Origin of the sequence: Streptomyces sp. NPDC053541 (genome assembly GCF_044544705.1) — a bacterium.
Taxonomy (GTDB): Bacteria; Actinomycetota; Actinomycetes; order Streptomycetales; family Streptomycetaceae; genus Streptomyces.
Genome location: NZ_JBITXM010000010.1, coordinates 108,401 through 133,773 on the forward strand (window position 1 = coordinate 108,401; position 25,373 = coordinate 133,773).

A 25,373-nucleotide genomic window follows, 5' to 3' on the forward strand; every position below is an offset into this window, starting at 1 on the left:
CGGGGGGACCCCCACCCCTTAGGAATGAAGGAAGCACCGCCATGGCAGCACCTTCGGCAGCCCCGCAGCGCATCGTCGTCGAGAACGCGGCGATCGCGACCGTGGACGCGCACGACACCGAGTACGCCACCGGCCACCTCGTCGTCGCGGGCAACAAGATCGAGTCCCTCGGCGCCGGCCGCGCGCCCGAGGGCCTGGAGAACGTGGTCCGGCGGATCGACGCCACCGGCCACCTGATCACGCCGGGTCTGGTCAACACCCACCACCACTTCTACCAGTGGATCACCCGGGGTCTCGCGACCGACCACAACCTCTTCAACTGGCTGGTCGCGCTCTACCCGACGTGGGCGCGGATCGACGAGTCGATGGTCCGCACGGCCGCGCAGGGCTCGCTCGCCATGATGGCCCGCGGCGGTGTCACCACCGCCATGGACCACCACTACGTCTACCCGCAGGGCTCCGGCGACCTGTCCGGCGCCATCATCGGCGCCGCCGCCGACATGGGCGTCCGCTTCACCCTCGCCCGCGGCTCCATGGACCGCAGCGAGAAGGACGGCGGCCTGCCGCCGGACTTCGCCGTCGAGACCACCGAGGGCGCGCTCACCGCGACCGAGGAGACGGTGCGCAAGTACCACGACGCCTCCTTCGACGCGATGACCCAGGTCGCCGTCGCCCCCTGCTCGCCCTTCTCCATCTCCACCGAGCTGCTGCGCGAGGGCGCGGCCCTCGGCCGCCGGCTCGGCGTGCGCATGCACACCCACGGCTCGGAGACCGTGGAGGAGGAGAAGTTCTGCCACGAGCTGTTCGGCATGGGCCCGACCGACTACTTCGAGTCCACCGGCTTCCTCGGCGAGGACGTGTGGATGGCGCACTGCGTCCACATGAACGACTCCGACATCGCCGCCTTCGCCCGCACGAAGACGGGTGTCGCCCACTGCCCGTCCTCCAACGCGCGCCTCGCCGCCGGCATCGCCCGCGTCCCCGACATGCTGAAGGCGGGCGTCCCGGTCGGCCTCGGCGTCGACGGCACCGCCTCCAACGAGTCGGGCGAGCTGCACACCGAGCTGCGCAACGCGCTCCTCATCAACCGCCTCGGCGCGCACCGCGAGGCCGCGCTCAACGCCCGCCAGGCGCTGCGCCTCGGCACCTACGGCGGCGCGCAGGTCCTCGGCCGCGCCGACAGCATCGGCTCCCTGGAGCCGGGCAAGCTCGCCGACTTCGTCCTCTGGAAGATCGACGGCCTCGGCCACTCCTCGATCGCCGACCCGGTCACCGCCATCGTCTTCGGTGCCGCGGCCCCGGTCACCGCCTCCTTCGTCAACGGCCGGCAGATCGTGGAGAACAACCGCCTGCTGACCGCCGACGAGGACGCCATCGCGCGCGACGCGCGCGCGGAGGCGCAGCGCCTGGCCCGCATCGCGGCCCAGGGCTGATCCCTCCCCAAGGAGTCCGACCGAGGGGGACGGCCCTCGGTCGGTCACCGCGGACCCGAGCGGGGTCCGCGGCTGCCGGACCGGGGGGTGTGCACACGCACCAGTCGTGCGCCACCCCCCGGAACGGTGCACCCGCGTCCGCACCCCCACCGGACGTCCGTCCCGCGCGGCAGCCCCTCGGCCGACGCACCGCTCCACCCCGCACCGAGCCGCACCTCCTGCACCCCGCACCGCATCGCACCACCTCCCTGACACCCGCGTCCCCGCCGACGTGTACCCGACCGGAGGAACCGCCGTGGCCGCCAAGCCCCAGGTTCGCAATGCACAAGACGCAGGCAGCGCCCCCGCCGGCGACCGGACGAAGCATCCGGTCGACGAGACCCTGCCCCCAGCGAAAATGCTCACCAGCGGTCTGCAGCACGTGGCCGCCATGTACGCCGGGGTCGTCGCCCCGCCGTTGATCGTCGGAGCGGCCGTGGGCCTCTCCGGGACCGAACTGACGTTCCTCACCGGCGCCAGTCTCTTCACCGCCGGACTCGCCACCTTCCTCCAGACCCTCGGCGTCTGGAAGATCGGTGCCAGGCTCCCCTTCGTCAACGGCGTCACCTTCGCCGGTGTCGCCCCGATGCTCGCCATCATCGACACCACGAAGGACAAGGCCGACGCCCTCCCGGTGATCTTCGGCGCGATCATCGTCGCCGGACTGCTCGGCTTCATCGCCGCCCCCTGGTTCTCCCGCCTCGTGCGGTTCTTCCCGCCGGTCGTGACCGGCTCCGTCATCACCCTGATCGGCGTCTCGCTGCTGCCGGTCGCCTTCGGCTGGGCCCAGGGCCCCAACCCCAAGGCCACCGACTACGGCTCGACCACCTATCTCTCGCTGGCCGGCATCACCCTGGTCGTCGTGCTCCTGCTGCGCCGCTTCACCCGCGGCTTCCTCAAGCAGATCGCCGTCCTGGTCGGCCTGGTGCTCGGCACCCTCATCGCGATCCCGTTCGGCGTCGCCGACTTCAGCCCGGTGACCGAGGCGGACATCGTCGGCTTCCCCACCCCGTTCCACTTCGGCGCCCCGCAGTTCGCGCTCGCCGCGATCATCTCCATGTGCGTCGTCATGCTGGTCTCCATGACCGAGTCGACCGCCGACATGCTGGCGCTCGGCGAGATCGTCGACCGGCCGGCCGACGAGAAGACCATCGCGGCCGGACTGCGCGCCGACACCCTCGGCTCGGCGCTCAGCCCGCTCTTCAACGGCTTCATGTGCAGCGCCTTCGCGCAGAACATCGGCCTGGTCGCGATGACCCGGATCCGCAGCCGCTTCGTGGTCGCCTGCGGCGGCGGCTTCCTGGTCCTCATGGGCCTCTCGCCGGTGGCCGCCTCGCTGATCTCGGTCGTGCCGCGACCGGTGCTCGGCGGCGCGGGCGTCGTCCTCTTCGGCTCGGTCGCCGCGAGCGGCATCCAGACCCTGGTCAAGGCCGGCCTGGAGAAGGACAACAACGTGCTGATCGTCGCCGTCTCGCTCGCGGTCGGCATCATCCCGATCACCAAGCCGGAGTTCTACCACGCCTTCCCCGAGACGGCGAAGATCATCCTGGACTCGGGCATCTCCACCGGCTGTGTGGCCGCCGTGCTGCTCAACCTGGTCTTCAACCACCTCGGCAAGAACCGCGACGCCGACACGGTGACCGCGCCGATGGAGCCGGGCGAGGAGATCTCCGAGACGGCCTCCGCGAAGGCGGTCCACGCCCACTGAACCGCCCGCACCCCCGCCCGTCCGCCCCGGTCCCCGCGCACGCCGCGGAGCCCGGGGCGCCGGGCGTGGTCCTGGTCAACCCCAACACCTCGGCCGCCACCACCCGGATGATGACCGGCATCGCCCGCCGCGCCCTCGCCGGCACCGGCCTGCGGGTCCGGGGCGTCACGGTCGCCGCCGGGCCGCCGATGCTCACCGACCCGGCCGCCCTGAGCGCCGCCGTCCCGCACGTCCTCGCCGCCGCCCGCCGGGCCCTGGCCGCCGGCGACTGCGCCGCCCTGATCGTCGCCGCCTTCGGCGACCCGGGTGTGCCCGAACTGCGCGAGGATCGGGGCCCGTTGGGCGCGCCCGGCCGGGCGCCCGGGCCCGAGCACTTTCCCGCCCTCGTTCCCGTATCCGCCTTCGGTGACCCCGGTGTGCCCGAACTGCGCGAGGATCCGGGCCCCTTGGGCGCGCCCGGCCGGGCGTCCGGGCCCGAGCACGTTCCCGTCCTCGTTCCCGTTCCCGTCGTCCCCGTATCCGTTCCCGTTCCCGTCGTCGGCATCGGCGAGGCGGCCCTGGCCGAGGCGGCCGCGGGCGGTCGGCGCTTCGGCATCGCGACGACCACTCCGCTGCTCGCCGCCTCGATCGACACCCTGGTCACCCGGCTCGGTCTCACCGCCGGGTACACCGGAGCCCGCTTCACCGCCGGTGCGCCCGAACGTCTCTCCGCCCACCCCGCGGTCCTGCTCGCCGCCCTGGAGACGGCCGCCCGCGCCTGTGTCGTACGGGACGGGGCCGAGGTCGTGGTCATCGGCGGGGGCCCGCTGGGCGACGCCGCCGAGGCCCTCCGGTCGCGGCTCACCGTGCCGGTCGTCGCCCCGGTCCCGGCCGCCTGCCGCCGGATCGCCCGGGTGCTCGGCCGGGCCTGACACGCCCTCACCGCTCCACCTCCATGCGCCGCGCGCACTCCCGGGCCAGGTGCGGATAGGTCGCCGCGATCGCCTCGTACACCCGGCGGCGCAGCAGCCGCTCGGCCTCGGCCCGGCCTGTGTCCCCGTACAGGCCGTCGAGCAGCGTGTCGTACCGGGACAGGGCGTGCCGCAGATAGCCCACCTGCCAGCGGACCATCGCGCCCGCCGTCACCCCGCCCGGACCGCGGGCGCCCAGCAGGTGCCGGTGCCGCACCGCGCGCCGCTCCAGCTCGGCGGAGGACAGCCGGGGCACCGTGATCGGCTCGGCGCGGATCGCCGCGAGCACCGCCCGCCGGCGCCGCTCGGCCTGCGCGCCGGCCGCCGCCGAGCCGCGCCCGGCGAGGGCCGCGGCCCGCAGGAACTCCGGCGTGCGCTCCACCGCCTCGACCCGCGCGAGGAGGTAGAGGAGCACCGGCGCGAGCGACCAGCGCCGCGGGTCGCGCCCCCGCACATCGGGCTGCCCGAGCAGCTCGCCGACCATCGCGTCGCTCCACCCGCGCCCGCGCAGCCCGGCCAGGGTCACATACGTCGTACGGTCCGTCACGATTCCCCCAGATTCGACTACGGAGAGTGATGGAACCAGTGAAGCGCACCCCACTGACAACGCCACCGCGACCGCCCCCTTGCCCCCGTCCCGGCCGCCGTGCGATACAGGTCCAGACCTTTCACCGGAACCCCCCCCGGACGGAGGCACCCCCCATGCAACGCCCCCACGCCGCAACCCTGTTGGCGCTCGCCACCCTGCTCACCGGCTGCGCCGGCGCCGCCGCGACCCCCGAGGACACCCGCGCCCCGGTCCCGCCCACCGGCGTCACCGCCACCGCGGGCAGCGCCACCACCGTCCACGTCATGTGGAGCCCCGCCACCGACGACCGCGCCGTCACCGGCTACGCCGTCTACCGCCAGGGCCGCAAGCTCAAGGACCTGCCCGCCGAGACCCTGATGACCGACGTCACCGGCCTCGCCCCCGCCACCGCCCACACCTTCACCGTCCGTGCCCGCGACGCCGCCGGCAACGTCTCCCCGGACAGCGCCGCCGTCACCGCCACCACCCCCGCCGCCGGCGTCGAGGACCGCACCGCCCCCACCCGCCCCACCGCCCTGCGGCTCACCCCCGCCGGGCCCGACGCCGCCGTGCTCGCCTGGCGCCCCGCCCGGGACGACACCCGCGTCACCGCCTACGACGTCTACCAGTCCGGCTCCCGCGTCCACACCGTCCCCGGCACCGCGACCGAGACCCGCGTCACCGGCCTGCGCCCGGCCACCGCCTACCTCTTCACCGTGCGCGCCCGCGACGCCGCCGAGAACTCCTCCCCGGACAGCAACGCCGTCCCGCTCACCACCCCCGCCGCCCCCGGCCGCCGCCCCGCCACCGCACCCACCGGCGTCACCGTCCGCGCCACCCGGGGCTCCCTCACCGTCACCTGGACCCCGCCCCGCACCACCGGCCCCGTCAGGGAGCACCAGCTGCACCTCAACGGACGCTTCGCCACCACCATCGTCTGGGGCGCCGACCCCGCCCCCGGCCCGGTGAACTACACCCTCGCCGTCCCCACCACCCCCGGCCTCCGCTACGCCCTCACCCTGCGCGCCCGCCTCCCCGACGGCACCTGGGGCGACTTCTCGGCACCCGTCACGGCGGTCACCCCCTGACCGCCCCTCGCCGCCCGCCCCGCGGCCCAACTCCCTGAAAAAACCCGGAAACCGGCGCCCGCCGGTGCCAGACTGAGACCATGATCGACAACCTTCCCGCGGGCCTCACCGCCCGCCACCCCACCACCGACGACCACCCGCGCGTCCTCGCCGTCCTCGACGCGTGGTGGGGCGACCTCAAGGGCGAGGCGGGGGCGATGGAGCGCGCCCTGCTCCTGCCCCGGCTGTACTTCCAGCACTTCACCACCACCAGCCTCGTGGTGGAGCACCCGGACGGCGCACTCGCCGCGTTCCTCGTCGGCTTCCTGTCGCAGACCGACCCCGACACCGCCTACGTGCACTTCGTCGGCGTCGATCCGGCCCTCCACGGACGGGGCGTCGGCCAGGCCCTCTACCGGGCCTTCTTCGACCTCGCCCGGGCACACGGCCGCACCGCCGTACACTGCGTCACCAGCCCCGAGAACACCGCCTCGCAGGCCTTCCACACCCGGCTCGGCTTCACCGCCTCCGCCCCGCTCGCCGACTACGACGGCCCCGGACTCGCCCGGGTGGCCTTCACCCTCGCCCTGGCCGAGACCCCGGCCCGCTGACACCGGGCCGCCCCACGGACGCCCCGTCGTTCCGCCCGCCGCGTCCCGAACGCGTTCCGCCGCCCCCCGAACTACGCTGGGAAGCGTGGCCGAGATCGTTCTCACCAACACCGGTGTTGACGCGTTCCTGGCAGCGCACCCCGAGTTCCGCGGGTCCGGCGCGGCCCGGGCCGTGGACGCCGTGCTCGGGCTGCTCGCCCTGCGCGGCGCGGAGCGGGCCGGCGGGATGCCGGAGCCCACGCCCGCGCTGATCCGACGGCTCCTCCTGGAGGACCTGCCGGCGTTCGTGGGCGCCGCCCCCGCCGAGCTGGACGTCTACCCGGCCGTGCTGCGGGCCCTGGTCGCCGGGCTCGACGGAGACCGCCGACAGCGCGCCGAGGCCGCGCTCGCCGAGGCCGAGCCCGACTTCGCCCGCGCCATGGGCGACCCCGGCAACCTCACCTGGCACCGCTGGTACGCCCAGCGGCTGCGCGCCGACGGCACCGACCCCGGAGACCCCGGAGCCGTACGCGACTGGCTCGCCCGGCTCGACGGGCCGCCGCTGCCCGACGGCATGCGCCGGGCCGACCTGATGGGCCGCACCGCGCTCGCCGACGTCCTCCTCGCCGAGGTCCTGACCAGGGCCTACGTCCGCGACGCCGAGCACCCGCCGGCCGCCGGGCCGCTGCTCGGCGACCACGACGTGGCCCAGGGCATCGGGACCGTCGCCCAGGCCCTGCTCGACCGGTGGACCGCCGCCGGACTCGCCGAGGGCCTGGCCGGCCCCTACGCCCACCTCGCGCCCGGCCCCGACGACTTCCCCCACCTCGTCCTCGCCGACGCCCTGCTCGACGAGCACCTCGACTACTACGGCGACCCCGCCGTGCCGCTCCCGCCGCCGGAGAGCGGCGCCACCACGGGGGCCGGGCCGGCCGGGGGCGCGGACGTCGAGGCCGACGCCGACCTGCTCGCCGCCGCCGTCGACGCCCTCGCCGGCCCGGACGGGGAGGACTCCGGACCGTACGGCGGCGAGGCCGCCCACCTGCTCTACACGCTCTACCAGCGCGGCTGCTCCGCCGAGTCGGTCGCCCGCCGCGCCGCCGAGTTCGAGGACTGGACCGTCGACCCCGACCTGGAGGACGCGCCCGTCCCCGTACCGCCGCCCGGCTCGCCCGCGTACACCACCCCGGACCCCGGCGAACTCGCCCGGCTGCTCGGCACGCCCGGCCTCACCGACGCCGACCGGGCCCGGCTCGACAAGCCCGCCCGCGAACTCGCCGCCGTCGTCGACCGGCTCGCCGCCACCGGACTGGTCTTCCGCCACGGGGACGCCTTCGGGCTCACCGCGCGCGGCTGCGCCGCGGTGCGCTATCTGCTCGCGGTGCGCCGGGTCCAGGTCCCCGACGCCGCCGAGGCCGCCGCCTGGCCGGCCGCCACCCTGGTGGCCGCCGCCGAGGGCTGGCCGCCCGCCCCCGCCGGCCGGGTGCTCGGTGCCTGGCTGGCCGCCCGGGACGGCGCCGATGCGGCCTGGAGCGAGCTGTTCGACGCCGTCGGCACCGTCAACGCCGGAACCTCCGACGCCGCCTCGACCCGCGCGCTGCTCGCGCTGCTCGACTGGTCGGCGGTGCCCTCCGGGGCCCTGCACGCGGCCCTCGCCGACCCGGTGGCGGGGGCCAGGGCCGCGGCCGAGCTGACCGCGCGCGGCGAGCCCGTGGACCCGGGCGCGGTGCCGGCGGCGGCCCGCGCGCTCGCCGTGCTCGACGCGCTCCCGGCGAAGAAGGGCCCGCTGGAGGCCCGCCGGACCGCCTTCGACACGGCGGCGGCCCGCTGGCCCGGCGGGTCGGCGGCCCTGGTCGCCGCGATGGCGGCCGCCGACCCGCACGAGACCGCGCGGGTGCTGCGCCCGCTCGGCGTCACCCTGCCGTGACGGCGGCCCCAGGGGGTGTCTCGCCGGTCCCGCCGGGCCCTCGACGCCCGGTCGCTGATCCGGCCTGATCGACAAGACGCCCCCCGGGGCCGGTGCTCAGCCGGTGGTGAGGTACATCCCCGAGGCGCCGCTGCCCGCCGTGTTCCGGCAGGCGAAGTTGCCGGTCGGCCGGGCGTTGATCAGCGCCAGACAGCGGCCCAGCGCCAGCTGGCCGTAGTAGTTGGGGTGCATGTTCTCCTGGAGCGGGCCCTGGGTCTGGTTCTGGTCGATCCAGCGGGCCCACTCGCTGGTGCTCGCCGAGGCCGGCACCGTCGACGACACCTGCTTGCTCGCCTTCGCGCACACCTCGCGCCCCTGGAGCATGTCGCGCAGGTCGAGGAACTGCGCGCCCTTCGCCGTCGCCACCCCCTTCAGGCGGTTCGCGATCTGCGGCACCAGCGAGTCGCGGGCCCAGTTCGAGTCCAGGTCCCAGAAGGGGCAGCCGCCCGTGTTCGTCCGGCTCCAGCCGCTCTCCGAGTAGCGGTTCTCGGTCGCGCGGGGGATGGGGGAGGGGTAGGACTGGAGCACGATCCGGTAGTCGGAGGCGCCGTAGCCGGCGCCCGACATCACCGCCCGGATCTCGTCGACGGCCTTGCCGACGTTCGCCATCACCCCGTCGATCTTGGCGTCGACGGCGGCCTGCTGGTCGTCGTGGCAGTAGGAGTACCAGACGATGTAGTCGGTGGCGCAGGTGCTGATGATGTCGGCGAAGCCCAGGTCGTTGCCGCCGATGGAGAGCGCGATCAGCTTCACGTCTCGGCTCGCGGCGACGGCGGCGAGCCGGTCGGCCTGCGGGGCCTCGCCCTTGTAGGAGACACCGCCGGAGACGCTCCGGAAGACGTTCTGGGTGGTGGCGCCGGAGCAGGCGAGGTTGATCCGCTCGTCGGTGAGCGCGCCCGCGCTGTTCACCTCGGCCGAGTCGGAGCGGTGGCAGCCGTTGGCCTCGGTGCTGCCGTAGACCCGGCTCGGGTCGTACGTGCTGCCGGTCCAGGCGCGGTCGGTGCCGGACCGGCTGCCGCTGGTGGTCAGGCTGTTGCCCTGCCAGCGGCCGGCCTCGCCGGAGATGTAGCTGTCGCCCATCGTGACGACGGCGGTGGGGCCGCTGCCGGGGGAGGCGAGGGCGGGGGAGGGCGCCAGGGTGACGAGTCCGGCGGCCAGGCACAGGGGGAGCAGTCCGCGCAGTGCGCGGTGGCGGTACGAAGGCATGGCTGTGCTCCTGCGGGATGCGGTGCGCAGTGAGTGGGGGACGTCCGCCGGCCGGTGGCATGGCGGAATTTCGCACGCGCCGCCTTGTTACCGCTAGGTAGTTGCGTATTTCGGTTGCGTCACGTGACTTGTGAAACGCCATGGAGCGAAAACCGGCCGTTTCTCCCGCAAAGGCCTCCGGGCCGAAAAGAGACCCCGCCCCCGGTGCTGTGCGAGCACCGGGGGCGGGGTCGGGTCCTGCCTGCCCCTCAGGGGCGTGGACGGCTGTTGTGCGGTCAGCCGACCAGCTGGTCGTAGGCGGGGAGGGTGAGGAAGTCCGCGTAGTCGGCGTCCAGGGAGACGTGCAGCAGGAGGTCGTGCGCCTGCTGCCACTTCCCGGCCGCGAAGGCCTCCTCGCCGATCTCGGCGCGGATCGCGGCGAGCTCCTCGGCGGCGACCTGGCGGGCCAGCTCGGGGGTGGCCTTCGCGCCGCTCTCGAACTCGACCCCGGCGTTGATCCACTGCCAGATCTGCGAGCGCGAGATCTCGGCGGTGGCGGCGTCCTCCATCAGGTTGAAGATGGCGACGGCGCCCAGGCCGCGCAGCCAGGCCTCGATGTAGCGGATGCCGACCTGGACGGCGTTGCGCAGGCCCTCGTAGGTGGGCCGGGCGTCCAGCGAGGCGATGTCGATCAGCTCGGGTCCGGCCACGTGCACGTCCTCGCGCAGCCGGTCCTTCTGGTTGGGCTTGTCGCCGAGGACGGCGTCGAAGGAGGCCATGGCGATCGGCACCAGGTCGGGGTGGGCGACCCAGGAGCCGTCGAAGCCGTCGCCGGCCTCGCGGTCCTTGTCGGCCTTGACCTTCTCGAAGGCGACCTTGTTGACCTCGGCGTCGCGCCGGGACGGGATGAAGGCCGCCATGCCGCCGATCGCGTGCGCGCCGCGCTTGTGGCAGGTGCGCACGAGCAGCTCGGTGTACGCGCGCATGAACGGGGCGGTCATGGTGACCGCGTTGCGGTCCGGCAGCACGAACTTCGGCCCGCCGTCACGGAAGTTCTTGACGATGGAGAAGAGGTAGTCCCAGCGGCCGGCGTTCAACCCGGCGGCGTGGTCGCGCAGTTCGTAGAGGATCTCCTCCATCTCGTACGCGGCCGTGATGGTCTCGATGAGGACCGTGGCGCGGACGGTGCCCTGCGGGATGCCCACGTAGTCCTGGGCGAAGACGAAGATCTCGTTCCAGAGGCGGGCCTCCAGGTGCGACTCCGTCTTCGGCAGGTAGAAGTACGGGCCCTTGCCGAGGTCGATCAGGCGCTGGGCGTTGTGGAAGAAGTAGAGGCCGAAGTCGACGAGCGCGCCGGGGACCGGGCGCCCGTCCACGGTGAGGTGGCGCTCCTCCAGGTGCCAGCCGCGCGGGCGCATGACGACCGTGGCGAGCTCCTCGGCCGGCTTGAGGGCGTAGGACTTGCCCGACTTCGGGTCGGTGAAGTCGATGTTCCGGGTGTAGGCGTCGATCAGGTTGACCTGGCCGAGGACCACGTTCTCCCAGGTGGGCGCCGAGGCGTCCTCGAAGTCCGCGAGCCAGACCTTCGCGCCCGAGTTCAGCGCGTTGATCGTCATCTTGCGGTCGGTCGGGCCGGTGATCTCCACCCGCCGGTCGTTCAGCGCCGCCGGGGCGGGCGCGACCTTCCACGAGTCGTCGGCGCGGACCGCCGCCGTCTCGGGCAGGAAGTCCAGGGTGGACGTGCGGGCGATCTCGGCGCGGCGCTCGGCACGGCGGGCGAGCAGCTCGTCCCGGCGCGGGGTGAACCGGCGGTGCAGCTCGGCCACGAAGGCGAGGGCCGCGTCGGTGAGCACCTCCTCCTGGCGCGGCAGGGGCTCGGCTTCGACGACGACCAGGGAGGACGGCGCTGGTGCGGACATGAACTGTCACTTCCTTCAGCGGACTTCACGGGCGGTGCCAGCCCGGCCGCCGGGCGTCGTCATGCGGCACGCAGTGCCACAGGCGCCGGGATACGGCCGGGAGCGCCGTCTCGGGGGATCAGGCGCTTCTGAACAGTGGATACTAGTTTCCTCATGGTGGAAGTTCAATGGTTTGTTGATGTCGAGATTCTTTGGGTCGACAGAACGTGGCGCACGGTGCCACGCCCCTCACTCCCGGTGCCTCACTCCAGCCGGTCCAGATCCGCCTCCGTGTCGATGTCGTACGGCTCGGCCACATCCGAACAGTCCACCAGCGTGATCGCATCCCGGTGCGCCGCCAGGTAGTCCCGCGCACCCCGGTCCCCGACCGCCCCCGCCGCGATCCCGGCCCAGCGGTCCGCGCCGAACAGCACCGGATGCCCCCGCCTGCCCTGGTACGAGGCCGCCGCCAGCGCCCGCCGCCCGTCGTACGCCCCGCGCACCCGGGCCACCGCCGCCGCGCCGATCCCCGGCTGGTCCACCAGCGACACCAGCGCCGCGTCCACCGGCGGCGCCGCCGCCCGCAGCGAGCCGAGACCCACCCGCAGCGAGGACCCCATGCCCTCGGCCCAGTCCGGGTTGTCCACCAGCACGCAGCCCGGCAGCTCGGCCTCCGCCCGCACCCGCTCCGCCGCCGCACCCAGCACCACGTGCACCACCTCGCAGCCGCCCTCGCGCAGCGTCCGCACCGCGTGCTCCACCAGCGGACGCCCGCGATGGGGGAGCAGCGCCTTCGGCCGGCCGCCGAGCCGGCGCCCACCGCCCGCGGCCAGCAGCAGCCCGGCGACCAGGGGTTCCTCAGTCTCATGCGTCATGGGGACTGCATACCGCATCGGGCCCCGCCGACCCGACCAAAGGACCCCGCCACCCGGACGCCTGAAATCGCGTCATGCCGCTGGCGCGCCGGGCGCACTGAGGTGTTGACTGACCCGCGACCCCCGGCGCCTGACCACCGTCCGACGGGTCGGTGCGACATCGTACGAGGGGGCCATGGTGCGGAGCGTGGGGCAGAGGCGAGTGACCGGGCGAGTGACCGCGGACGGCGTGGACCCGAGGGTGTCCGCGCTGCGCGCCGCCGTGTCCCGGCTCCGCCGGGAACTCGCCGGACACCCCAGGGAGTTCGCCGACCGGGGCATCGCCGAGGACGAGCTCGCCGCACTCGACGCGATGGCCGCCGGCGGCGCCCCGGAGGTCTGGCGGCTGCGCCGCTCCCTGCTCCTGGTCGCCGGCGCCCTCGGCTCGGTCAGCGCCCTCGCCGAGGCCCTCGCCCAGGTCCGCCACGCCGTCGACCTCTTCGGCCCGCCGTCGGTGCCCCCGGCCCGCGACGGGCGCGATCCGGAGGCCTGAGACGCCCCCTTTCCGTTCCGAGTACCCCAGCGGGGTTCCGCCTCGGCCTGCCGTTGTGCCGGAACCTCGCCAGACTGGGAGGAGGCCGGGCCCCGAGCCCGGACACGGCCACCGCGTCCACGAGCGCCGGCAGCGGCGCCCCTCCCGGCACACGGACCCGGGAGGGAGGAAAGGAGAACCGAGATGGCCACCACCCACGCTTCGACGCGCACCACCCGCAGCCCGGCGACCTACGCCTGGGCCGAAGGGCTGACGGCCTTCGCCGCCGTCATGCTGGCCCTCGCGGGGCTGCTCGCCGTCTTCCGCGGCATCAGCGCGATCGCCGAGGACGAGGTCTTCGTCACCACACCGAAGTACGTCTTCCAGTTCGACCTCACCGGATGGGGCTGGGTCCATCTCGCGCTCGGCGTCGTCGCCGTCCTGGTGAGCATCGGGCTGTTCATGACGGCGACCTGGGCACGGGTCACCGGCGTGGCCATCGCCGGCCTGGTGATCATCGCCAACTTCCTCTCGCTGCCGTACTACCCGGTGTGGTCGGTCGTCATGATCGCGATGTCCGGCTTCATCATCTGGGCCCTGTGCGTCACCCGGAAGGAAGACGGCGCCGCCGCCGGCACCGGCGGGAGGACCTCGTGAACGACCTGAAGTTCGAGCAGAAGCGCGCGCTCGGCCACGCGGAGGCCGCGGAGCTGCTCGCCTCGCTCGCCAAGGCGTTCAAGAAGGGCGGTGAGGCCGAGCTGCCCTTCGGTGGCGGCACGCTCAGCCTCAAGGTCCCCGAGGGCTTCCGCACCGAGGTCGAGGTCGAGGTGGACGGCGACGAGATCGAGATGGAGATCGAGCTGAAGTGGCGCACCGGCGACGGCGCCCGCGAGCCGATCCCCCTCCCGCCGGCCACCGAGCCGGCGGACCCCGACACGAAGGCGCGCGCCAAGCCCGCCGAGCCCGACACCAAGGACAAGGCCACCGAGCCCGACGCCAAGGCCGCCAAGCCCAAGGACAAGGCCCCGAAGCCGAAGCCCGGCTCGGCGAAACCGAAGAGCTCCTCCGCCAAGCCCAAGGGCAAACGCGCCAAACGCCGCGCCAAGCGCGCCCGCGCCAAGCACTGAGCCCACCGCCCGGCGGCGACCCGGCGGCGACCGTCCGACGCCCCGCCCTACCGGCGGATCAGCCGCCGGGCCGTCGCCGCCGCCACCGCCGCCGTGCGGGAGTCCACGCCGAGCTTGGCGAAGATGTGCACCAGGTGGGACTTCACCGTCGCCTGGCTCAGGAACAGCGCCTTGCTGATCTGCTGGTTCGACAGACCCTCGCCGACCAGCTGGAGCACCTCCAGCTCGCGCCGGGTCAGCGCCTCCGCCGGGGTGCGCATCCGGTCCATCAGGCGGTGCGCCACCGCCGGGGCGAGCGCCGACTGGCCGGCCGCCGCCGTGCGTACCGCCGCCGCCAGCTCCTCCGGCGGGGCGTCCTTCAGGAGGTAGCCCGAGGCCCCCGCCTCCACCGCCGCCAGGATGTCGGCGTCCGAGTCGTACGTGGTCAGCACCAGGACCCGGGGACCGCCCGGTACGGCGGTGATCGCCGCCGTCGCCTCCGAACCGTGCATCCCCGCACCGAACTGGAGGTCCATCAGGACCACGTCCACGCCTCCGGCGGCGGCCAGCTCCACCGCCCGCTCGGCGGTCGCCGCCTCCGCGACCACGGAGAACCCGGGCTCCGTGTCGAGCACGGCGCGCAGCCCGGCCCGTACGACGGGATGGTCGTCGGCCAGCAGCAGTCGGACGGTCATGCCTCGGCTCCAGCGGGGAGGGGAAGGGAGACGGCCACGGCGGTGCCCTGGCCGGGGGCGGACTCGACGGTGAAGGAGCCGCCGAGCGACTCGGCGCGCGAGCGCATCGCCGGAAGGCCGAACCCGCCCTCCGCCGAGGACGGGCGCACGGACCCCGGGTCGAAGCCGGCGCCGTCGTCCACCACGTCCAGGGTGACCGAGCCGCCCATGAAGGACAGTGTGATCCCGACCCGGGAGGCCCCGGCGTGCCGGACCGTGTTGGCGAGCGAGGACTGCGCGATCCGCAGCAGCGCCACCTCGTACGGGGTGGGCAGCTCCACCGGTGTGCCGCTCACCGCGAAGCGCACCCGGGGACCGTCCGGACCGGCCGCCCCGCACAGCCGCTCCAGGGCCCCGGCCAGCGAACCGTGCTCCAGGTCCGGCGGGGCCAGCGCCCGTACGAAACGGCGCGCCTCCGCCAGGTTGTCCTGGGCGGCCCGGCGGGCCGCGTCGATGTGCCCGGCGGCCGGCGAGTCCGCCGGCAGCGCCCGCTCCGCGGCCCGCAGCAGCAGCTGGATCGAGGACAGGCCCTGGGCCAGGGTGTCGTGGATCTCCCGGGCCAGCCGCTCCCGCTCGGCGAGCGTCCCCGCGTGCCGCTCGGCCGCGGCCAGCTCGGCCCGGGTGGCGATCAGCTCCTCGACCATCCGCCGGCGCCGCTCGCTCTCCCGGTACAGCGCCTGGTAGCCCAGCACCGTCGCCACCGCGACCGCCGCGCCGAGCAGCGGCCCGATGAAGACCCCGGGGTTGAGCGCGGCCCCGTGCCGCACGTACGACAGGATCGCCGCGCCCGCGGTCAGCCCCACGGCCGGCAGCGACCAGCGCACCGGCAGCAGGTGCAGCTGGAGGAAGTACAGCGGGAAGGCGATCCACAGCCCCTCGGGCGTCACCCAGAGCAGCACCAGCCACGCCAGGCACAGCGCCCCCAGCCACACCGCCGCCGCCCGCTGGGACTCCCGCACCGCCGGCAGGACCGAGCCCGCCGCGTACACCGCCCCGGTGACGACGGCCGCCACCACACCGGCGGCGGAGTGCGAACGCAGCGCGGCGAGCACCAGCAGCCCCGCCACCAACAGGTGCAGGCAGAGGCGCACGGCGCGCAGGGCGGGGGTGAGCGAACGGGGATCCATGACCCGTCCAGGGTAGGCGGGCCGCGCGAGTGGTCCGGACAATCCGGACTCAACCGAAAGTTGGAAATCGGCGGCTCGGCGAGGGCCTCAGGCGCCGGGGTCCAGGGTGCGCCAGCCCCGGGTGATCTCCTCGTGCACGGAGCGCGCCACGGGCACCGTGTGTCCGGGGCCCCCGGTGAGGCGGGCGAGGAGGGCCGCGCCGTCGGCGGGGCGGTCCTCGGGACGCGTGCTCAGGGCCTCGCGGACGACCGCGGCGAGGTCCGGGGCGATGCCGTCGACGGCGGCGAGCGCGGCGGGGTCCGGCAGGCCCTCCGTGATGCGGCGGTACGCGGCGCCGATGCCGGTCGCGGCGAAGGGGCTGTCTCCGTGCGCGGCGCAGACGACGCAGCAGGCCCAGGCCCACACGTCGGCGGCCGGTCCGGTCGGGGCGTCCTCGAACTGCTCGGGTGCCATGTAGCCGAGGGTGCCGGGCCCGCCGCCGGTGGCGGTGAGCCGGGTGCGGTCGACGATCGTCGCGATGCCGAAGTCGAGCAGGCGCGGCCCGGCACTGGTGAGCATGATGTTGCCCGGCTTGAGGTCGCGGTGGACGAGTCCGAGGCGGTGGACGGCGGCGAGCGCCGCGGCGAGCGCCAGGGCGAGGGCGCGGAGCGCCTCGGGGGCCCGCAGCGGGCCCAGCTCACGGAGGTGGCGGTCGAGCGGCCGGCCGTCGAGGAGTTCCATGGCGAGGTACGGCCGTCCGGAGTCCACGCCCGCGTCCAGCACGCGGGCGGTGTAGGCACCGGAGACCATGGACAGCACCTCGGCCTCGCGCTCGAAGCGGCTCAGCAGTTCGGCGTTCCCGAGCAGCTCGGGGTGGAGGGTCTTGAGGGCGACCTGGGTGGCGGAGCCGTCCCGCCGGGCGAGGTAGACGGTGCCCATGCCGCCGGCCCCGATCCTGCCGAGGAGCCGGTACGTGCCGATGGTCCGCGGTTCGTGCGCGCCGAGGTCGTGCGCGGCGACGGGCACGTCGAGCGCCCCCGGTGCGGGACGGGCGGACGGCACGACCCCCGCGGCCGGCGCGGCGGCGTGCGCCGGTGCGGCGTGCGCCGCGGGGGACCGCGGTGCGTCCGCGGGCATCGTCGGTACGGGCGCGCGGGTCGGGCCGGCCGTGGCGACGGGCGGGTGCCGGCGGCTCGTCACGAGCGCGACGGCGTGGAACACCAGGAACACGGCCGTCGCCGCGACCGGCAGCAGGACCACCAGCAGCACCGCTTGCAGCAGGAATCCGGCGATGAACCGCAGGCGGGTCCGGGACGACGGCCACAGCCCCTCGGGCATGCCGGCGGTGAGCAGGCCCTTCTGCGTCAGGACCCACAGGACGGTGGACAGGACGGCGAAGGCGGCCCCCACCCACCAGGCGTCGACGGGCAGGCTGCCGCCGTCCGCGTTCGCCATCGAGAGGACCACGCTGCCGAGGTCGACCGGATTGCCCCCGCCCTGCGGCCAGAGGGCGGCCGACACGTCGTCCCGGAAGTGGACGGGCTCGTCGACGTTGGCGAGGAAGGCCAGGAGACCGATGCCGAGCAGGACGGCCAGCGTCCGCTCGAAGAACGGCGCCGCCCACTCGGCGTCACCGGACCGGACGCCGGAGAAGGCCGCCGCCTCCCGCTGTCTGACGGCACGCTGCGTGCGCACCAGCAGGGGCAGCGACACCAGCCGTACGACCAGGGCGCTGATCAGGAGGACGAGCCAGGCCACCCCGAGGGTCGACTGTGCCTCCGCGGCCTCGAGCATGTCTCCCCCAACCGACGGCTCCGCGACGCGCTGGAGTATAGGTGACGCCCCTGTCGTGATCCCCTCCTCACCGGGAAGTCCGGCCGGGTGACCGCGCTGCGCCGCATCAACCGAAAGTTTGACGGCGGAGCCATCCGTGGCGCGATGCCCGCGGCGGCCCCCGCCGAGCAGTCTGGGTGCCATGTTCGTGGCATGGAGAGACCTGAGATTCGCCAAGGGGCGTTTCACCCTGATGGGCACCGTGATCGTGCTGATCACGCTGCTCGTCGGACTGCTGTCGGGGCTGACCGCCGGGCTCGCGCGGGAGAACATCTCCGCGATCACCGGCCTGCCCGCGGACCGGCTGGCCTTCGCGGCCCCGCCCGCCGGGCAGTCGGTCTCCTTCACCAACTCGACCGTCACCGCCGACCAGTGGCGCGGCTGGGCCGCCCGGCCCGGCGTCGACGGCGCCGAGCCGCTCGGCATCCGCACCCTCAACGCGTCGGCCGGCGACCGCACCGCCGCCCTCTCCGCCTTCGGTACGCGGCCGGGCTCGGGCCTCGCGCCCGAGAGCGGGCGGCTCGGGCCGGGCAAGGCCGTCCTGTCGCGCTCGGCCGCCGAAGAGCTGGGCGTCGGGGCCGGGGACGCGGTGCGGCTCGGGCCGGTGGACGCCACCGTCGTCGCGGTCGCCGGGGACGCCTCGTACAGCCACACGCCCGTCGTCTGGACCTCCCTCGGCGACTGGCAGCGGCTGGGCCGCAGCGGCACCGGTGCCGAGGAGCAGGCCACCGTCATCGCCCTGACCGGCTCCGGCGCCGACTGGGCCGCCGGGGACGCGGCCCTGAAGACCTCGGCGAAGAGCGTCGACGAGGCGCTCGGCGCCATAGGGTCCTACCAGGCCGAGAACGGCTCGCTCCAGCTGATGCGCGGCTTCCTCTTCGCCATCTCCGCGCTGGTCATAGGAGCCTTCTTCACCGTCTGGACCATTCAGCGCAGCGCCGACGTGGCCGTCCTCAAGGCGCTCGGCGCCTCCACCCCGTACCTCCTGAAGGACGCCCTCGGGCAGGCCGTCGTCATGCTCGCGGCGGGCACCCTGCTCGGCACCGGGCTCGCCGTCGGCTTCGGCGCCCTGATCAGCGGCGGCGACGTGCCCTTCGTCCTCCAGCCGCTCACCGTGCTCGGCCCGGCCGCCGTGATGATCGTGCTCGGTGTGCTCGGCGCGGCCCTGTCCATCCGGCGGATCACCGCCGTCGACCCCCTGACCGCCCTCGGGAGCGCCCGATGAGCCTGCTGCTCGACCACGTCACCCTGACCTACCCCGACGGCGACGGCCGGCTCACCGCACTCGACGCGGTCTGTCTGGACGTCCCCGCGGGCCGGCTCGCCGCCGTCGTCGGCCCCTCCGGCTCCGGCAAGTCCAGCCTGCTCGCCGTCGCCGCCACCCTGGTCACCCCGGACAGCGGCGGGGTCGTCGTGGCCGGCACCGACACCGGCCCGCTCACCCCGGCGGCCCGGGCGGAGCTGCGCCGGGAGAAGATCGGCATCGTCTTCCAGCAGCCCAATCTGCTGCCCTCGCTCACCGCCCTCGAACAACTCCAGGTGATGGCGCACCTGTCCGGCCGGCCGGCCCGGGCGGTACGGGAGCGGGCTGCGGACCTGCTCGACGCCGTGGACCTCGGCGCGCAGGCGCACCGGCGCCCACACCAGCTCTCCGGCGGCCAGCGCCAGCGCGTCAACATCGCCCGGGCCCTGATGAACGAGCCCTCCGTGCTCCTCGTCGACGAGCCGACCAGCGCCCTGGACCACGAGCGCGGCGCGGCCGTCATGGAGCTGCTCGCCGGACTGACCGCCGAGCGCGGCACGGCCACGGTGCTGGTCACCCACGACCGCACGCACCTGGGACGGGCGGACCGGGTGGTGACGGTGCGGGACGGGCGCCTGACGGAGGAGTCGCCCGCGGCGGTCTGAGCCACCGGACCCGGCATGCGGAAGGGCGCCCGGAGCATCGCTGCTCCGGGCGCCCTTCTCGTACGTCCGCGGCTCAGGCCTGGCCGTTGCCCGCCGTGTTCACCAGGGCCGCCGACAGCTCCTGGGCGACCTGCTGGAGGATCGGGACGATCTTCTCGGTGGCGGCCTCGGTGACCCGGCCGGCCGGGCCCGAGATGGAGATGGCCGCCGCGGTGGGGGAGTTCGGCACCGGCACCGCGAGGCAGCGGACTCCTATCTCCTGCTCGTTGTCGTCGACCGCGTACCCCGTCTCGCGGACCGCCGCCAGCGCCTCCAGGAAGCCCTCGGGCGTGGTGATGGTCTTCTCGGTGGCGGCGGGCATGCCGGTACGGGCGAGCAGCGCGCGCACCTCGTCGGCCGGGGCGTCGGCGAGCAGCGCCTTGCCGACACCGGTGGAGTGCGGCAGGACCCGGCGGCCGACCTCGGTGAACATGCGCATCGAGTGCTTGGACGGCACCTGGGCGACGTAGACGATCTCGTCGCCGTCGAGCAGCGCCATGTTCGCCGTCTCGCCGGTCTCCTCCACGAGCCGCGCCAGATAGGGCCGGGCCCAGGTGCCGAGCAGCCGGGAGGCGGACTCGCCGAGGCGGATCAGGCGCGGGCCGAGGGCGTAGCGGCGGTTGGGCTGCTGGCGCACGTAGCCGCAGGCGACCAGGGTGCGCATCAGGCGGTGGATGGTGGGCAGCGGCAGGCCGCTGCTGGCGGAGAGCTCGCTCAGCCCGACCTCGCCGCCTGCGTCGGCCATCCGCTCCAGGAGGTCGAAGGCACGCTCGAGGGACTGGACGCCACCGCTCGCGGCGGCGGGCTTCGCGGCGTCGGTGGTGCTGGCGCTGGACGTCGGCACGGCAACGGTCCTTTCGGGGCAGGCGGGCAAGGCAGCAGCCTACCGGGCCGCCGGGCCGGGCACACGGCCCAGGTCGCGGCGTCCGGGCCGGTCAGGGGGGTGTTTGTCCCATGTCGGCGGCTGCCCTGAGGGGTCCTGGTCCACCCCGCATGTGCGGAGCTACGTTCTACTGTACGAAATTGTCATTCCACTTCATGGAAACGTCCAATCGGCCCTCGCGAGGACCGGGCGGACGGGGTGATCCTGAAAAAGCACCCTTGACGACATGTCGCCCCGCGCGCAGACTCCTTCAACAGTTCGTTGAATTTCTGCTTCGCGGAAGAAGAAGGGGTACGGGTGGACGTCAACCTGGTCCTGCGCTCGACGCGTGTCATCACTCCGGAGGGGATGCGTGCGGCGTCGGTCGCCGTGTCCGGCGGGTCGATCGTGGCGGTGTGGCCGCATGACGCCGAGGTCCCGGCCGGGGCGCGGCTTGAGGACGTCGGTGACGACGTGGTCCTGCCCGGTCTGGTCGACACCCACGTGCACGTGAACGATCCCGGCCGCACGGAGTGGGAGGGTTTCTGGACCGCGACCCGGGCCGCCGCGGCCGGGGGCATCACCACCCTGCTCGACATGCCGCTGAACTCGCTGCCGCCGACCACGACGGTCGAGCACCTGCGGATCAAGCAGGACACCGCCCGCCCCAAGGCCCACGTCGACACCGGTTTCTGGGGCGGCGCGCTGCCCGACAACGTCAAGGACCTGCGCCCCCTGCACGACGCCGGCGTCTTCGGCTTCAAGTGCTTCCTGTCCCCCTCCGGCGTGGAGGAGTTCCCGCAGCTCGACCAGGACCAGCTCGCCGCCTCGCTCGCCGAGATCGCCGGCTTCGACGGGCTGATGATCGTCCACGCCGAGGACCCCCACGAACTCGACGCCGCCCCGCAGAAGCCGGGCGCGAAGTACGCCGACTTCCTCGCCTCCCGGCCCCGCACCGCCGAGAACACCGCGATCCAGAACCTGATCGACCAGGCCCGCCGGCTCTCGGCCCGCGTCCACGTGCTGCACCTGTCGTCCTCCGACGCGCTGCCGCTCATCGCCGCCGCCAAGGCCGAGGGCGTGAAGATCACCGTGGAGACCTGCCCGCACTTCCTCACCCTGACCGCCGAGGAAGTCCCCGACGGCGCCACCGAGTTCAAGTGCTGCCCGCCGATCCGCGAGGCCGCCAACCAGGACCTGCTCTGGCAGGGCCTGGCCGACGGCACCATCGACTGCATCGTCTCCGACCACTCGCCCTCCACCGCCGACCTCAAGACCGGCGACTTCGCCTCCGCCTGGGGCGGCATCTCCTCCCTCCAGCTCGGCCTGCCCGCGATCTGGACCGAGGCCCGCCGCCGCGGCCACGACCTCACCGACCTCGCCCGCTGGATGTCCACCGCCCCCGCCCGCCTCGCCGGACTCCACCACAAGGGCGCCATCGCACCCGGCCGCGACGCCGACTTCGCGATCCTCGACCCCGACGCCACCTTCACCGTCGACCCCGCCCACCTCCAGCACCGCAACCGCGTCACCGCCTACGCCGGAAAGACCCTCCACGGCGTCGTCACCGCCACCTGGCTCCGCGGCGAACGCATCAACGACCACGGCACCCTGACCGAACCCACCGGCCGCCTGCTCGAAAGGAACAACTGACGTGTCCGCCATACCCTCCTTCACCGGCGACGCGAGCCCCTACGGCGGCGGTGACCCGTACGCCGACTACCGCACGGCCGACTTCCCCTTCACCCAGTACGCCGACCTCGCCGACCGCCGCCTCGGCGCGGGCGTCATCGCCGCCAACGACGAGTTCTTCGCCGAGCGCGAGAACCTGCTCAAGCCCGAGGCCGCCGAATTCGACCCCGAGCACTTCGGCCACAAGGGCAAGATCATGGACGGCTGGGAGACCCGCCGCCGCCGCGGCGTCTCCGCCGAGCAGCCCCACCCCACCGAGGACGACCACGACTGGGCCCTCGTCCGCCTCGGCGCCCCCGGCGTCATCCGCGGCATCGTCGTCGACACCGCCCACTTCCGAGGCAACTACCCGCAGGCCGTCTCCGTCGAGGCCACCTCCGTCGCCGGCTCCCCCTCGCCCGAGGACCTCCTCGCCGACGACGTCAAGTGGACCACCCTCGTCCCGCGCACCGCCATCGGCGGCCACGCCGCCAACGGCTTCGCCGTCGACGTCGAACAGCGCTTCACCCACCTCCGCGTCAACCAGCACCCCGACGGCGGCATCGCCCGCCTCCGCGTGTACGGCGAAGTCGCCCCCGACCCGCGGTGGCTCGGCGTGCTCGGCACCTTCGACCTCGCCGCCCTCGAGAACGGCGGCCAGGTCGAGGACGCCTCCGACCGCTTCTACTCCCCGGCCACCAACACCATCCAGCCCGGCCGCTCCCGCAAGATGGACGACGGCTGGGAAACCCGCCGCCGCCGCGACAAGGGCAACGACTGGATCCGCTACAGCCTCGCCGCCGAGGCCGAGATCCGCGCCGTCGAGATCGACACCGCCTACCTCAAGGGCAACAGCGCCGGCTGGGCCGCGCTCTCCGTCGCCGCCGAAGGCTCCGAGGACTGGACCGAGATCCTGCCCCGCACCCGCCTCCAGCCCGACACCAACCACCGGTTCGTCCTCGACACCCCGGCCGTCGGCTCCCGCGTCCGCATCGACATCTATCCCGACGGCGGCATCTCCCGCCTGCGCCTCTTCGGCTCGCTCACCGAAGCGGGCACGGCGCGGCTGACGGCCCGCCACCAGGAGCTCGGCGGCTGACCGGCTCCCCCTGAACTGGGCGGGCAACGACACCCCGCCCGGCCCGCGAGGGCGCACCGACCCGACAGCACCGGTGCGCCCTCCTGTGTTTTTCGGGGCTCGGTTCGCCTCCGGGCGCTGAGTGCCGGGCTCACGACCCCGACCGTGCTCGCCCCCTCGTTCCTCGGGGGCTGCGCGCGGCCGGGGTCGTTCCCCCGGCGCGCCCTTCGGCTCACTCGCCGAGGTCCGACGGGTGGCGGGTCGGGGCTCGTCGGGGTGAAGGACCCCGGTCCGGGTAGGGCTACGGCTCAGGCCGCGTGGCCGCCGTCGACCGAGAACTCGGCGCCCGTCACGTACGCCGCGTCCGGGCCGGACAGGAAGGCGACCGCCGCGGCGACCTCGGCGGCCGTGCCGTAGCGGCCGAGGGCCGTCATGGCCGCCTGGTCCGCGGCGAACGGGCCGGCCGCCGGGTTCATGTCGGTGTCCGTGGGGCCCGGGTGGACGATGTTCGCGGTGATGCCGCGCCCGCCCAGCTCACGGGCCAGTGCCTTCGTGAGCCCCACGAGCGCCGTCTTGCTCATCGCGTACAGCGTGCCGCCCGGCCCCGGCACCCGCTGCGTCATGCAGGTGCCGATCGTGACGATCCGGCCGCCCGCCGTCATGCGGGCGGCCGCCGCCTGCGAGGCCAGGAAGGTCGCGCGGACGTTCACCGCCAGCACCCGGTCCACCTCGGCGAGCGTCAGCGACTCCAGCGGGGCGATCACGCCGACGCCCGCGTTGTTCACCAGGACGTCGAGCCCGCCCAGCGCGTCCGCCGCCCACTCCACCGCGCCCGCCGCGTCCCCGGCGTCGGCCGCGTCCGCGCGCAGCGGCAGCGCCTTGCCGCCGGCCGCCTCGATCCGGGCCGCGACCTCGCGGGCCCGCTCCTCCTCCCGTACGTACGTGAAGGCGACGTGCGCGCCCTCCTCGGCAAGGCGGACGGCGATCGCCGCGCCGATGCCCCGGCTGCCGCCGGTGACCAGGACCGCCTTGTCGCGCATCGTGGACATCTCGAACTCCTCGTGTCTCGCTGGTGCTTCGACCCTTTGTCGTTGCGGGTTCAATCAAACGGGGAGCGGGTGGGTCGTGCTGGCGGGAAACGGACACCGAGCCGGAGGAGCGGGGGCGCGGGAAAGGTGTAGCCACCACCGGCCCCTCGCCGGTACGGTGATCACCCTCTCCCGTGTGCGAGCCGCCGAAGTCTCCACCGCACCCCCCGAGTCGGAGACGAGATGTCGTCGCTTGCCGCCCCCCTGCCCCTCGGCGCCCCGCGCCGCGCCTGGCTCACCGACCTGCCGGTCCTGCTCGTCGCCGTGGTCTGGGGCGCCAGTTACCTCGCCGCGAAGGGCGTCACCACCGCGCACACCGTGCTCGCCGTGCTCGTCCTGCGCTTCGCGATCGTGCTGCCCGTCCTGGTCGCGGCGGGATGGCGCAGGCTGCGGGCCCTCGACGCGGCTCAGTGGCGCGGGGCCGCCGTCCTCGGCCTGATCCTCGCCGGGATCTTCCTCCTGGAGACGTACGGCGTCGTCCACACCTCCGCCACCAACGCGGGGCTGATCATCAGCCTCACCATGATCTTCACGCCGCTCGCGGAGGCCGCCGTCACCCGCGTCCGGCCGCCCCGCGCCTTCCTGGCCGCCGCCGCGCTCTCGGTGACCGGCGTGATCCTGCTGACCCAGGGCGGGGGCTTCACCGCCCCGTCCCTCGGCGACCTGCTGATGCTGCTCGCGGCCCTCGCCCGTACCGTCCACGTGCTCGCCATGTCCCGGATCAAGGCCGTGCGGAGCGCCGACTCGCTCTCCCTCACCACGGTCCAGCTCGGCTCCGCTGTCGCCGTCTTCGCCCTGCTGTGCGCCGTGCCCGGCACCGGCGCCACGCCCTGGGCGGCGGCCGCGGACTTCGGGCCGGGGGAGTGGGCGGGCCTGCTCTTCCTCTCGGTCTTCTGCACGCTCTTCGCCTTCTTCGTGCAGATGTGGGCCGTACGCCGCACCTCGCCGTCCCGGGTCAGCCTGCTGCTCGGCACCGAACCCCTGTGGGCCGCGGCCGCCGGCATCGCGCTCGCCGGCGACCGCCCCGGCACCCTCGGGCTCGCCGGCGGGGTGCTGGTCCTCGCCGGCACCGCATGGGGCCGCCGGGCCGCCGACAAGGCCGAGGTCTGACCGGCCCCCTACCGATCGGTGCTACCCGGCGGTAATCTGCGGGCCGTC

23 protein-coding genes are annotated in these 25,373 nt (G+C 74.3%); 14 read left to right on the plus strand and 9 right to left on the minus strand.

Features of this window, described 5'->3' with window-relative positions:
• Positions 1–41 precede the first annotated feature (41 nt).
• From ACIGW2_RS25135 to ACIGW2_RS25145, 3 genes are all read left to right on the plus strand, one after another.
• Positions 42–1,433 (plus strand): 8-oxoguanine deaminase, encoded by a 1,392-nt coding sequence (locus ACIGW2_RS25135; protein WP_399846074.1) that lies wholly within the window; start codon positions 42–44, stop codon positions 1,431–1,433.
• 295 nt (positions 1,434–1,728) lie between these two features.
• Positions 1,729–3,180: a nucleobase:cation symporter-2 family protein gene (locus ACIGW2_RS25140; protein ID WP_391656590.1), complete on the plus strand. Its 1,452-nt coding sequence runs from the start codon at positions 1,729–1,731 to the stop codon at positions 3,178–3,180.
• A 65-nt stretch (positions 3,181–3,245) separates the two neighbouring features.
• Complete coding sequence (locus ACIGW2_RS25145; RefSeq protein WP_399846078.1) at positions 3,246–4,091, plus strand: aspartate/glutamate racemase family protein; 846 nt, start codon at positions 3,246–3,248, stop codon at positions 4,089–4,091.
• A 7-nt stretch (positions 4,092–4,098) separates the two neighbouring features.
• On the opposite strand, the gene ACIGW2_RS25150 is transcribed toward ACIGW2_RS25145, so the two are convergent.
• A complete protein-coding gene (locus ACIGW2_RS25150) occupies positions 4,099–4,677 on the minus strand; it encodes a hypothetical protein (protein ID WP_391656588.1) in 579 nt (192 codons plus the stop codon).
• A 155-nt stretch (positions 4,678–4,832) separates the two neighbouring features.
• Here ACIGW2_RS25150 and ACIGW2_RS25155 point away from each other — a divergent pair, with 155 nt between their 5' ends.
• The 3 genes from ACIGW2_RS25155 (at position 4,833) to ACIGW2_RS25165 (ending at position 8,282) form a co-directional block, all read left to right on the plus strand.
• On the plus strand, positions 4,833–5,786 hold the full coding sequence (locus ACIGW2_RS25155) for a fibronectin type III domain-containing protein (RefSeq protein WP_399846082.1): 954 nt from the start codon (positions 4,833–4,835) through the stop codon (positions 5,784–5,786).
• 80 nt (positions 5,787–5,866) lie between these two features.
• Positions 5,867–6,376 carry a GNAT family N-acetyltransferase gene (locus ACIGW2_RS25160; RefSeq protein WP_391656586.1) on the plus strand — a complete coding sequence of 170 codons (510 nt, stop codon included), beginning with the start codon at positions 5,867–5,869 and terminating at the stop codon, positions 6,374–6,376.
• A gap of 85 nt (positions 6,377–6,461) precedes the next feature.
• Positions 6,462–8,282, plus strand: a complete 1,821-nt coding sequence (locus ACIGW2_RS25165) for a hypothetical protein (RefSeq protein WP_399846086.1) — start codon at positions 6,462–6,464, stop codon at positions 8,280–8,282.
• Between the two features lie 96 nt (positions 8,283–8,378).
• Here the strand turns inward: ACIGW2_RS25165 and ACIGW2_RS25170 are convergent, their stop codons facing one another.
• From ACIGW2_RS25170 to ACIGW2_RS25180, 3 genes are all read right to left on the minus strand, one after another.
• A complete protein-coding gene (locus ACIGW2_RS25170; RefSeq protein ID WP_399846088.1) occupies positions 8,379–9,527 on the minus strand; it encodes a GDSL-type esterase/lipase family protein in 1,149 nt (382 codons plus the stop codon).
• 275 nt (positions 9,528–9,802) lie between these two features.
• Entirely contained in the window at positions 9,803–11,425 is a 1,623-nt protein-coding gene (gene aceB, locus ACIGW2_RS25175) for a malate synthase A (RefSeq protein WP_399846090.1), read from the minus strand.
• Between the two features lie 242 nt (positions 11,426–11,667).
• A complete protein-coding gene (locus ACIGW2_RS25180; protein WP_399846093.1) occupies positions 11,668–12,279 on the minus strand; it encodes an NTP transferase domain-containing protein in 612 nt (203 codons plus the stop codon).
• A gap of 175 nt (positions 12,280–12,454) precedes the next feature.
• Between ACIGW2_RS25180 and ACIGW2_RS25185 the strand changes: the two genes are divergently transcribed.
• The 3 genes from ACIGW2_RS25185 to ACIGW2_RS25195 all read left to right on the plus strand — a co-directional run bounded on the left by ACIGW2_RS25185 (position 12,455) and on the right by ACIGW2_RS25195 (position 13,917).
• Positions 12,455–12,811, plus strand: a complete 357-nt coding sequence (locus tag ACIGW2_RS25185) for a DUF5955 family protein (protein WP_391656582.1) — start codon at positions 12,455–12,457, stop codon at positions 12,809–12,811.
• Positions 12,812–12,994: 183 nt separating this feature from the next.
• Entirely contained in the window at positions 12,995–13,447 is a 453-nt protein-coding gene (locus ACIGW2_RS25190) for a hypothetical protein (RefSeq protein ID WP_361577879.1), read from the plus strand.
• Positions 13,444–13,917: an amphi-Trp domain-containing protein gene (locus ACIGW2_RS25195; RefSeq protein WP_391656581.1), complete on the plus strand. Its 474-nt coding sequence runs from the start codon at positions 13,444–13,446 to the stop codon at positions 13,915–13,917. Before ACIGW2_RS25190 ends, ACIGW2_RS25195 begins: the two co-directional genes overlap by 4 nt.
• A gap of 47 nt (positions 13,918–13,964) precedes the next feature.
• Here ACIGW2_RS25195 and ACIGW2_RS25200 read toward each other — a convergent pair whose 3' ends face one another.
• The 3 genes from ACIGW2_RS25200 to ACIGW2_RS25210 all read right to left on the minus strand — a co-directional run bounded on the left by ACIGW2_RS25200 (position 13,965) and on the right by ACIGW2_RS25210 (position 17,530).
• Positions 13,965–14,591 (minus strand): response regulator transcription factor, encoded by a 627-nt coding sequence (locus ACIGW2_RS25200; RefSeq protein ID WP_361577873.1) that lies wholly within the window; start codon positions 14,589–14,591, stop codon positions 13,965–13,967.
• The gene (locus ACIGW2_RS25205) at positions 14,588–15,757 is read right to left on the minus strand and encodes a sensor histidine kinase (protein ID WP_391656580.1); all 1,170 of its coding nucleotides are present in this window, start codon (positions 15,755–15,757) and stop codon (positions 14,588–14,590) included. Before ACIGW2_RS25205 ends, ACIGW2_RS25200 begins: the two co-directional genes overlap by 4 nt.
• Positions 15,758–15,844: 87 nt before the next feature.
• Positions 15,845–17,530 carry a serine/threonine-protein kinase gene (locus tag ACIGW2_RS25210; RefSeq protein WP_391656579.1) on the minus strand — a complete coding sequence of 562 codons (1,686 nt, stop codon included), beginning with the start codon at positions 17,528–17,530 and terminating at the stop codon, positions 15,845–15,847.
• A gap of 181 nt (positions 17,531–17,711) precedes the next feature.
• On the opposite strand from ACIGW2_RS25210, the gene ACIGW2_RS25215 reads away from it, so the two are divergent.
• Both ACIGW2_RS25215 and ACIGW2_RS25220 read left to right on the plus strand, forming a co-directional pair.
• Positions 17,712–18,794 (plus strand): ABC transporter permease, encoded by a 1,083-nt coding sequence (locus tag ACIGW2_RS25215; protein WP_391656578.1) that lies wholly within the window; start codon positions 17,712–17,714, stop codon positions 18,792–18,794.
• Entirely contained in the window at positions 18,791–19,477 is a 687-nt protein-coding gene (locus tag ACIGW2_RS25220; RefSeq protein ID WP_399846102.1) for an ABC transporter ATP-binding protein, read from the plus strand. Before ACIGW2_RS25215 ends, ACIGW2_RS25220 begins: the two co-directional genes overlap by 4 nt.
• Before the next feature lie 73 nt (positions 19,478–19,550).
• On the opposite strand, the gene ACIGW2_RS25225 is transcribed toward ACIGW2_RS25220, so the two are convergent.
• A complete protein-coding gene (locus ACIGW2_RS25225) occupies positions 19,551–20,360 on the minus strand; it encodes an IclR family transcriptional regulator (RefSeq protein WP_361577858.1) in 810 nt (269 codons plus the stop codon).
• 387 nt (positions 20,361–20,747) lie between these two features.
• Between ACIGW2_RS25225 and allB the strand changes: the two genes are divergently transcribed.
• Together allB and alc are read left to right on the plus strand one after the other, a co-directional pair.
• Complete coding sequence (gene allB / locus ACIGW2_RS25230; protein WP_399846509.1) at positions 20,748–22,031, plus strand: allantoinase AllB; 1,284 nt, start codon at positions 20,748–20,750, stop codon at positions 22,029–22,031.
• 1 nt (position 22,032) lies between these two features.
• Positions 22,033–23,148 carry an allantoicase gene (alc, locus tag ACIGW2_RS25235; RefSeq protein ID WP_391656575.1) on the plus strand — a complete coding sequence of 372 codons (1,116 nt, stop codon included), beginning with the start codon at positions 22,033–22,035 and terminating at the stop codon, positions 23,146–23,148.
• Between the two features lie 287 nt (positions 23,149–23,435).
• On the opposite strand, the gene ACIGW2_RS25240 is transcribed toward alc, so the two are convergent.
• Complete coding sequence (locus ACIGW2_RS25240; protein WP_391656574.1) at positions 23,436–24,176, minus strand: SDR family NAD(P)-dependent oxidoreductase; 741 nt, start codon at positions 24,174–24,176, stop codon at positions 23,436–23,438.
• A gap of 222 nt (positions 24,177–24,398) precedes the next feature.
• Between ACIGW2_RS25240 and ACIGW2_RS25245 the strand changes: the two genes are divergently transcribed.
• Positions 24,399–25,325 carry a DMT family transporter gene (locus ACIGW2_RS25245; protein ID WP_391656573.1) on the plus strand — a complete coding sequence of 309 codons (927 nt, stop codon included), beginning with the start codon at positions 24,399–24,401 and terminating at the stop codon, positions 25,323–25,325.
• Positions 25,326–25,373 lie beyond the last annotated feature (48 nt).

What these genes read in the sequence shown, in the direction of transcription:
- ACIGW2_RS25135 (WP_399846074.1), top strand. Translation starts at nt 42, where the DNA reads ATGGCAGCACCTTCGGCAGCCCCGCAGCGCATCGTCGTCGAGAACGCG.
- ACIGW2_RS25155 (WP_399846082.1), top strand. Translation starts at nt 4,833, where the DNA reads ATGCAACGCCCCCACGCCGCAACCCTGTTGGCGCTCGCCACCCTGCTC.
- ACIGW2_RS25160 (WP_391656586.1), top strand. Translation starts at nt 5,867, where the DNA reads ATGATCGACAACCTTCCCGCGGGCCTCACCGCCCGCCACCCCACCACC.
- ACIGW2_RS25170 (WP_399846088.1), bottom strand. Translation starts at nt 9,527, where the DNA reads ATGCCTTCGTACCGCCACCGCGCACTGCGCGGACTGCTCCCCCTGTGC.
- aceB (WP_399846090.1), bottom strand. Translation starts at nt 11,425, where the DNA reads ATGTCCGCACCAGCGCCGTCCTCCCTGGTCGTCGTCGAAGCCGAGCCC.
- ACIGW2_RS25180 (WP_399846093.1), bottom strand. Translation starts at nt 12,279, where the DNA reads ATGACGCATGAGACTGAGGAACCCCTGGTCGCCGGGCTGCTGCTGGCC.
- ACIGW2_RS25185 (WP_391656582.1), top strand. Translation starts at nt 12,455, where the DNA reads ATGGTGCGGAGCGTGGGGCAGAGGCGAGTGACCGGGCGAGTGACCGCG.
- ACIGW2_RS25190 (WP_361577879.1), top strand. Translation starts at nt 12,995, where the DNA reads ATGGCCACCACCCACGCTTCGACGCGCACCACCCGCAGCCCGGCGACC.
- ACIGW2_RS25200 (WP_361577873.1), bottom strand. Translation starts at nt 14,591, where the DNA reads ATGACCGTCCGACTGCTGCTGGCCGACGACCATCCCGTCGTACGGGCC.
- ACIGW2_RS25205 (WP_391656580.1), bottom strand. Translation starts at nt 15,757, where the DNA reads ATGGATCCCCGTTCGCTCACCCCCGCCCTGCGCGCCGTGCGCCTCTGC.
- ACIGW2_RS25210 (WP_391656579.1), bottom strand. Translation starts at nt 17,530, where the DNA reads ATGCTCGAGGCCGCGGAGGCACAGTCGACCCTCGGGGTGGCCTGGCTC.
- ACIGW2_RS25215 (WP_391656578.1), top strand. Translation starts at nt 17,712, where the DNA reads ATGTTCGTGGCATGGAGAGACCTGAGATTCGCCAAGGGGCGTTTCACC.
- ACIGW2_RS25220 (WP_399846102.1), top strand. Translation starts at nt 18,791, where the DNA reads ATGAGCCTGCTGCTCGACCACGTCACCCTGACCTACCCCGACGGCGAC.
- allB (WP_399846509.1), top strand. Translation starts at nt 20,748, where the DNA reads ATGCGTGCGGCGTCGGTCGCCGTGTCCGGCGGGTCGATCGTGGCGGTG.
- ACIGW2_RS25240 (WP_391656574.1), bottom strand. Translation starts at nt 24,176, where the DNA reads ATGTCCACGATGCGCGACAAGGCGGTCCTGGTCACCGGCGGCAGCCGG.
- ACIGW2_RS25245 (WP_391656573.1), top strand. Translation starts at nt 24,399, where the DNA reads ATGTCGTCGCTTGCCGCCCCCCTGCCCCTCGGCGCCCCGCGCCGCGCC.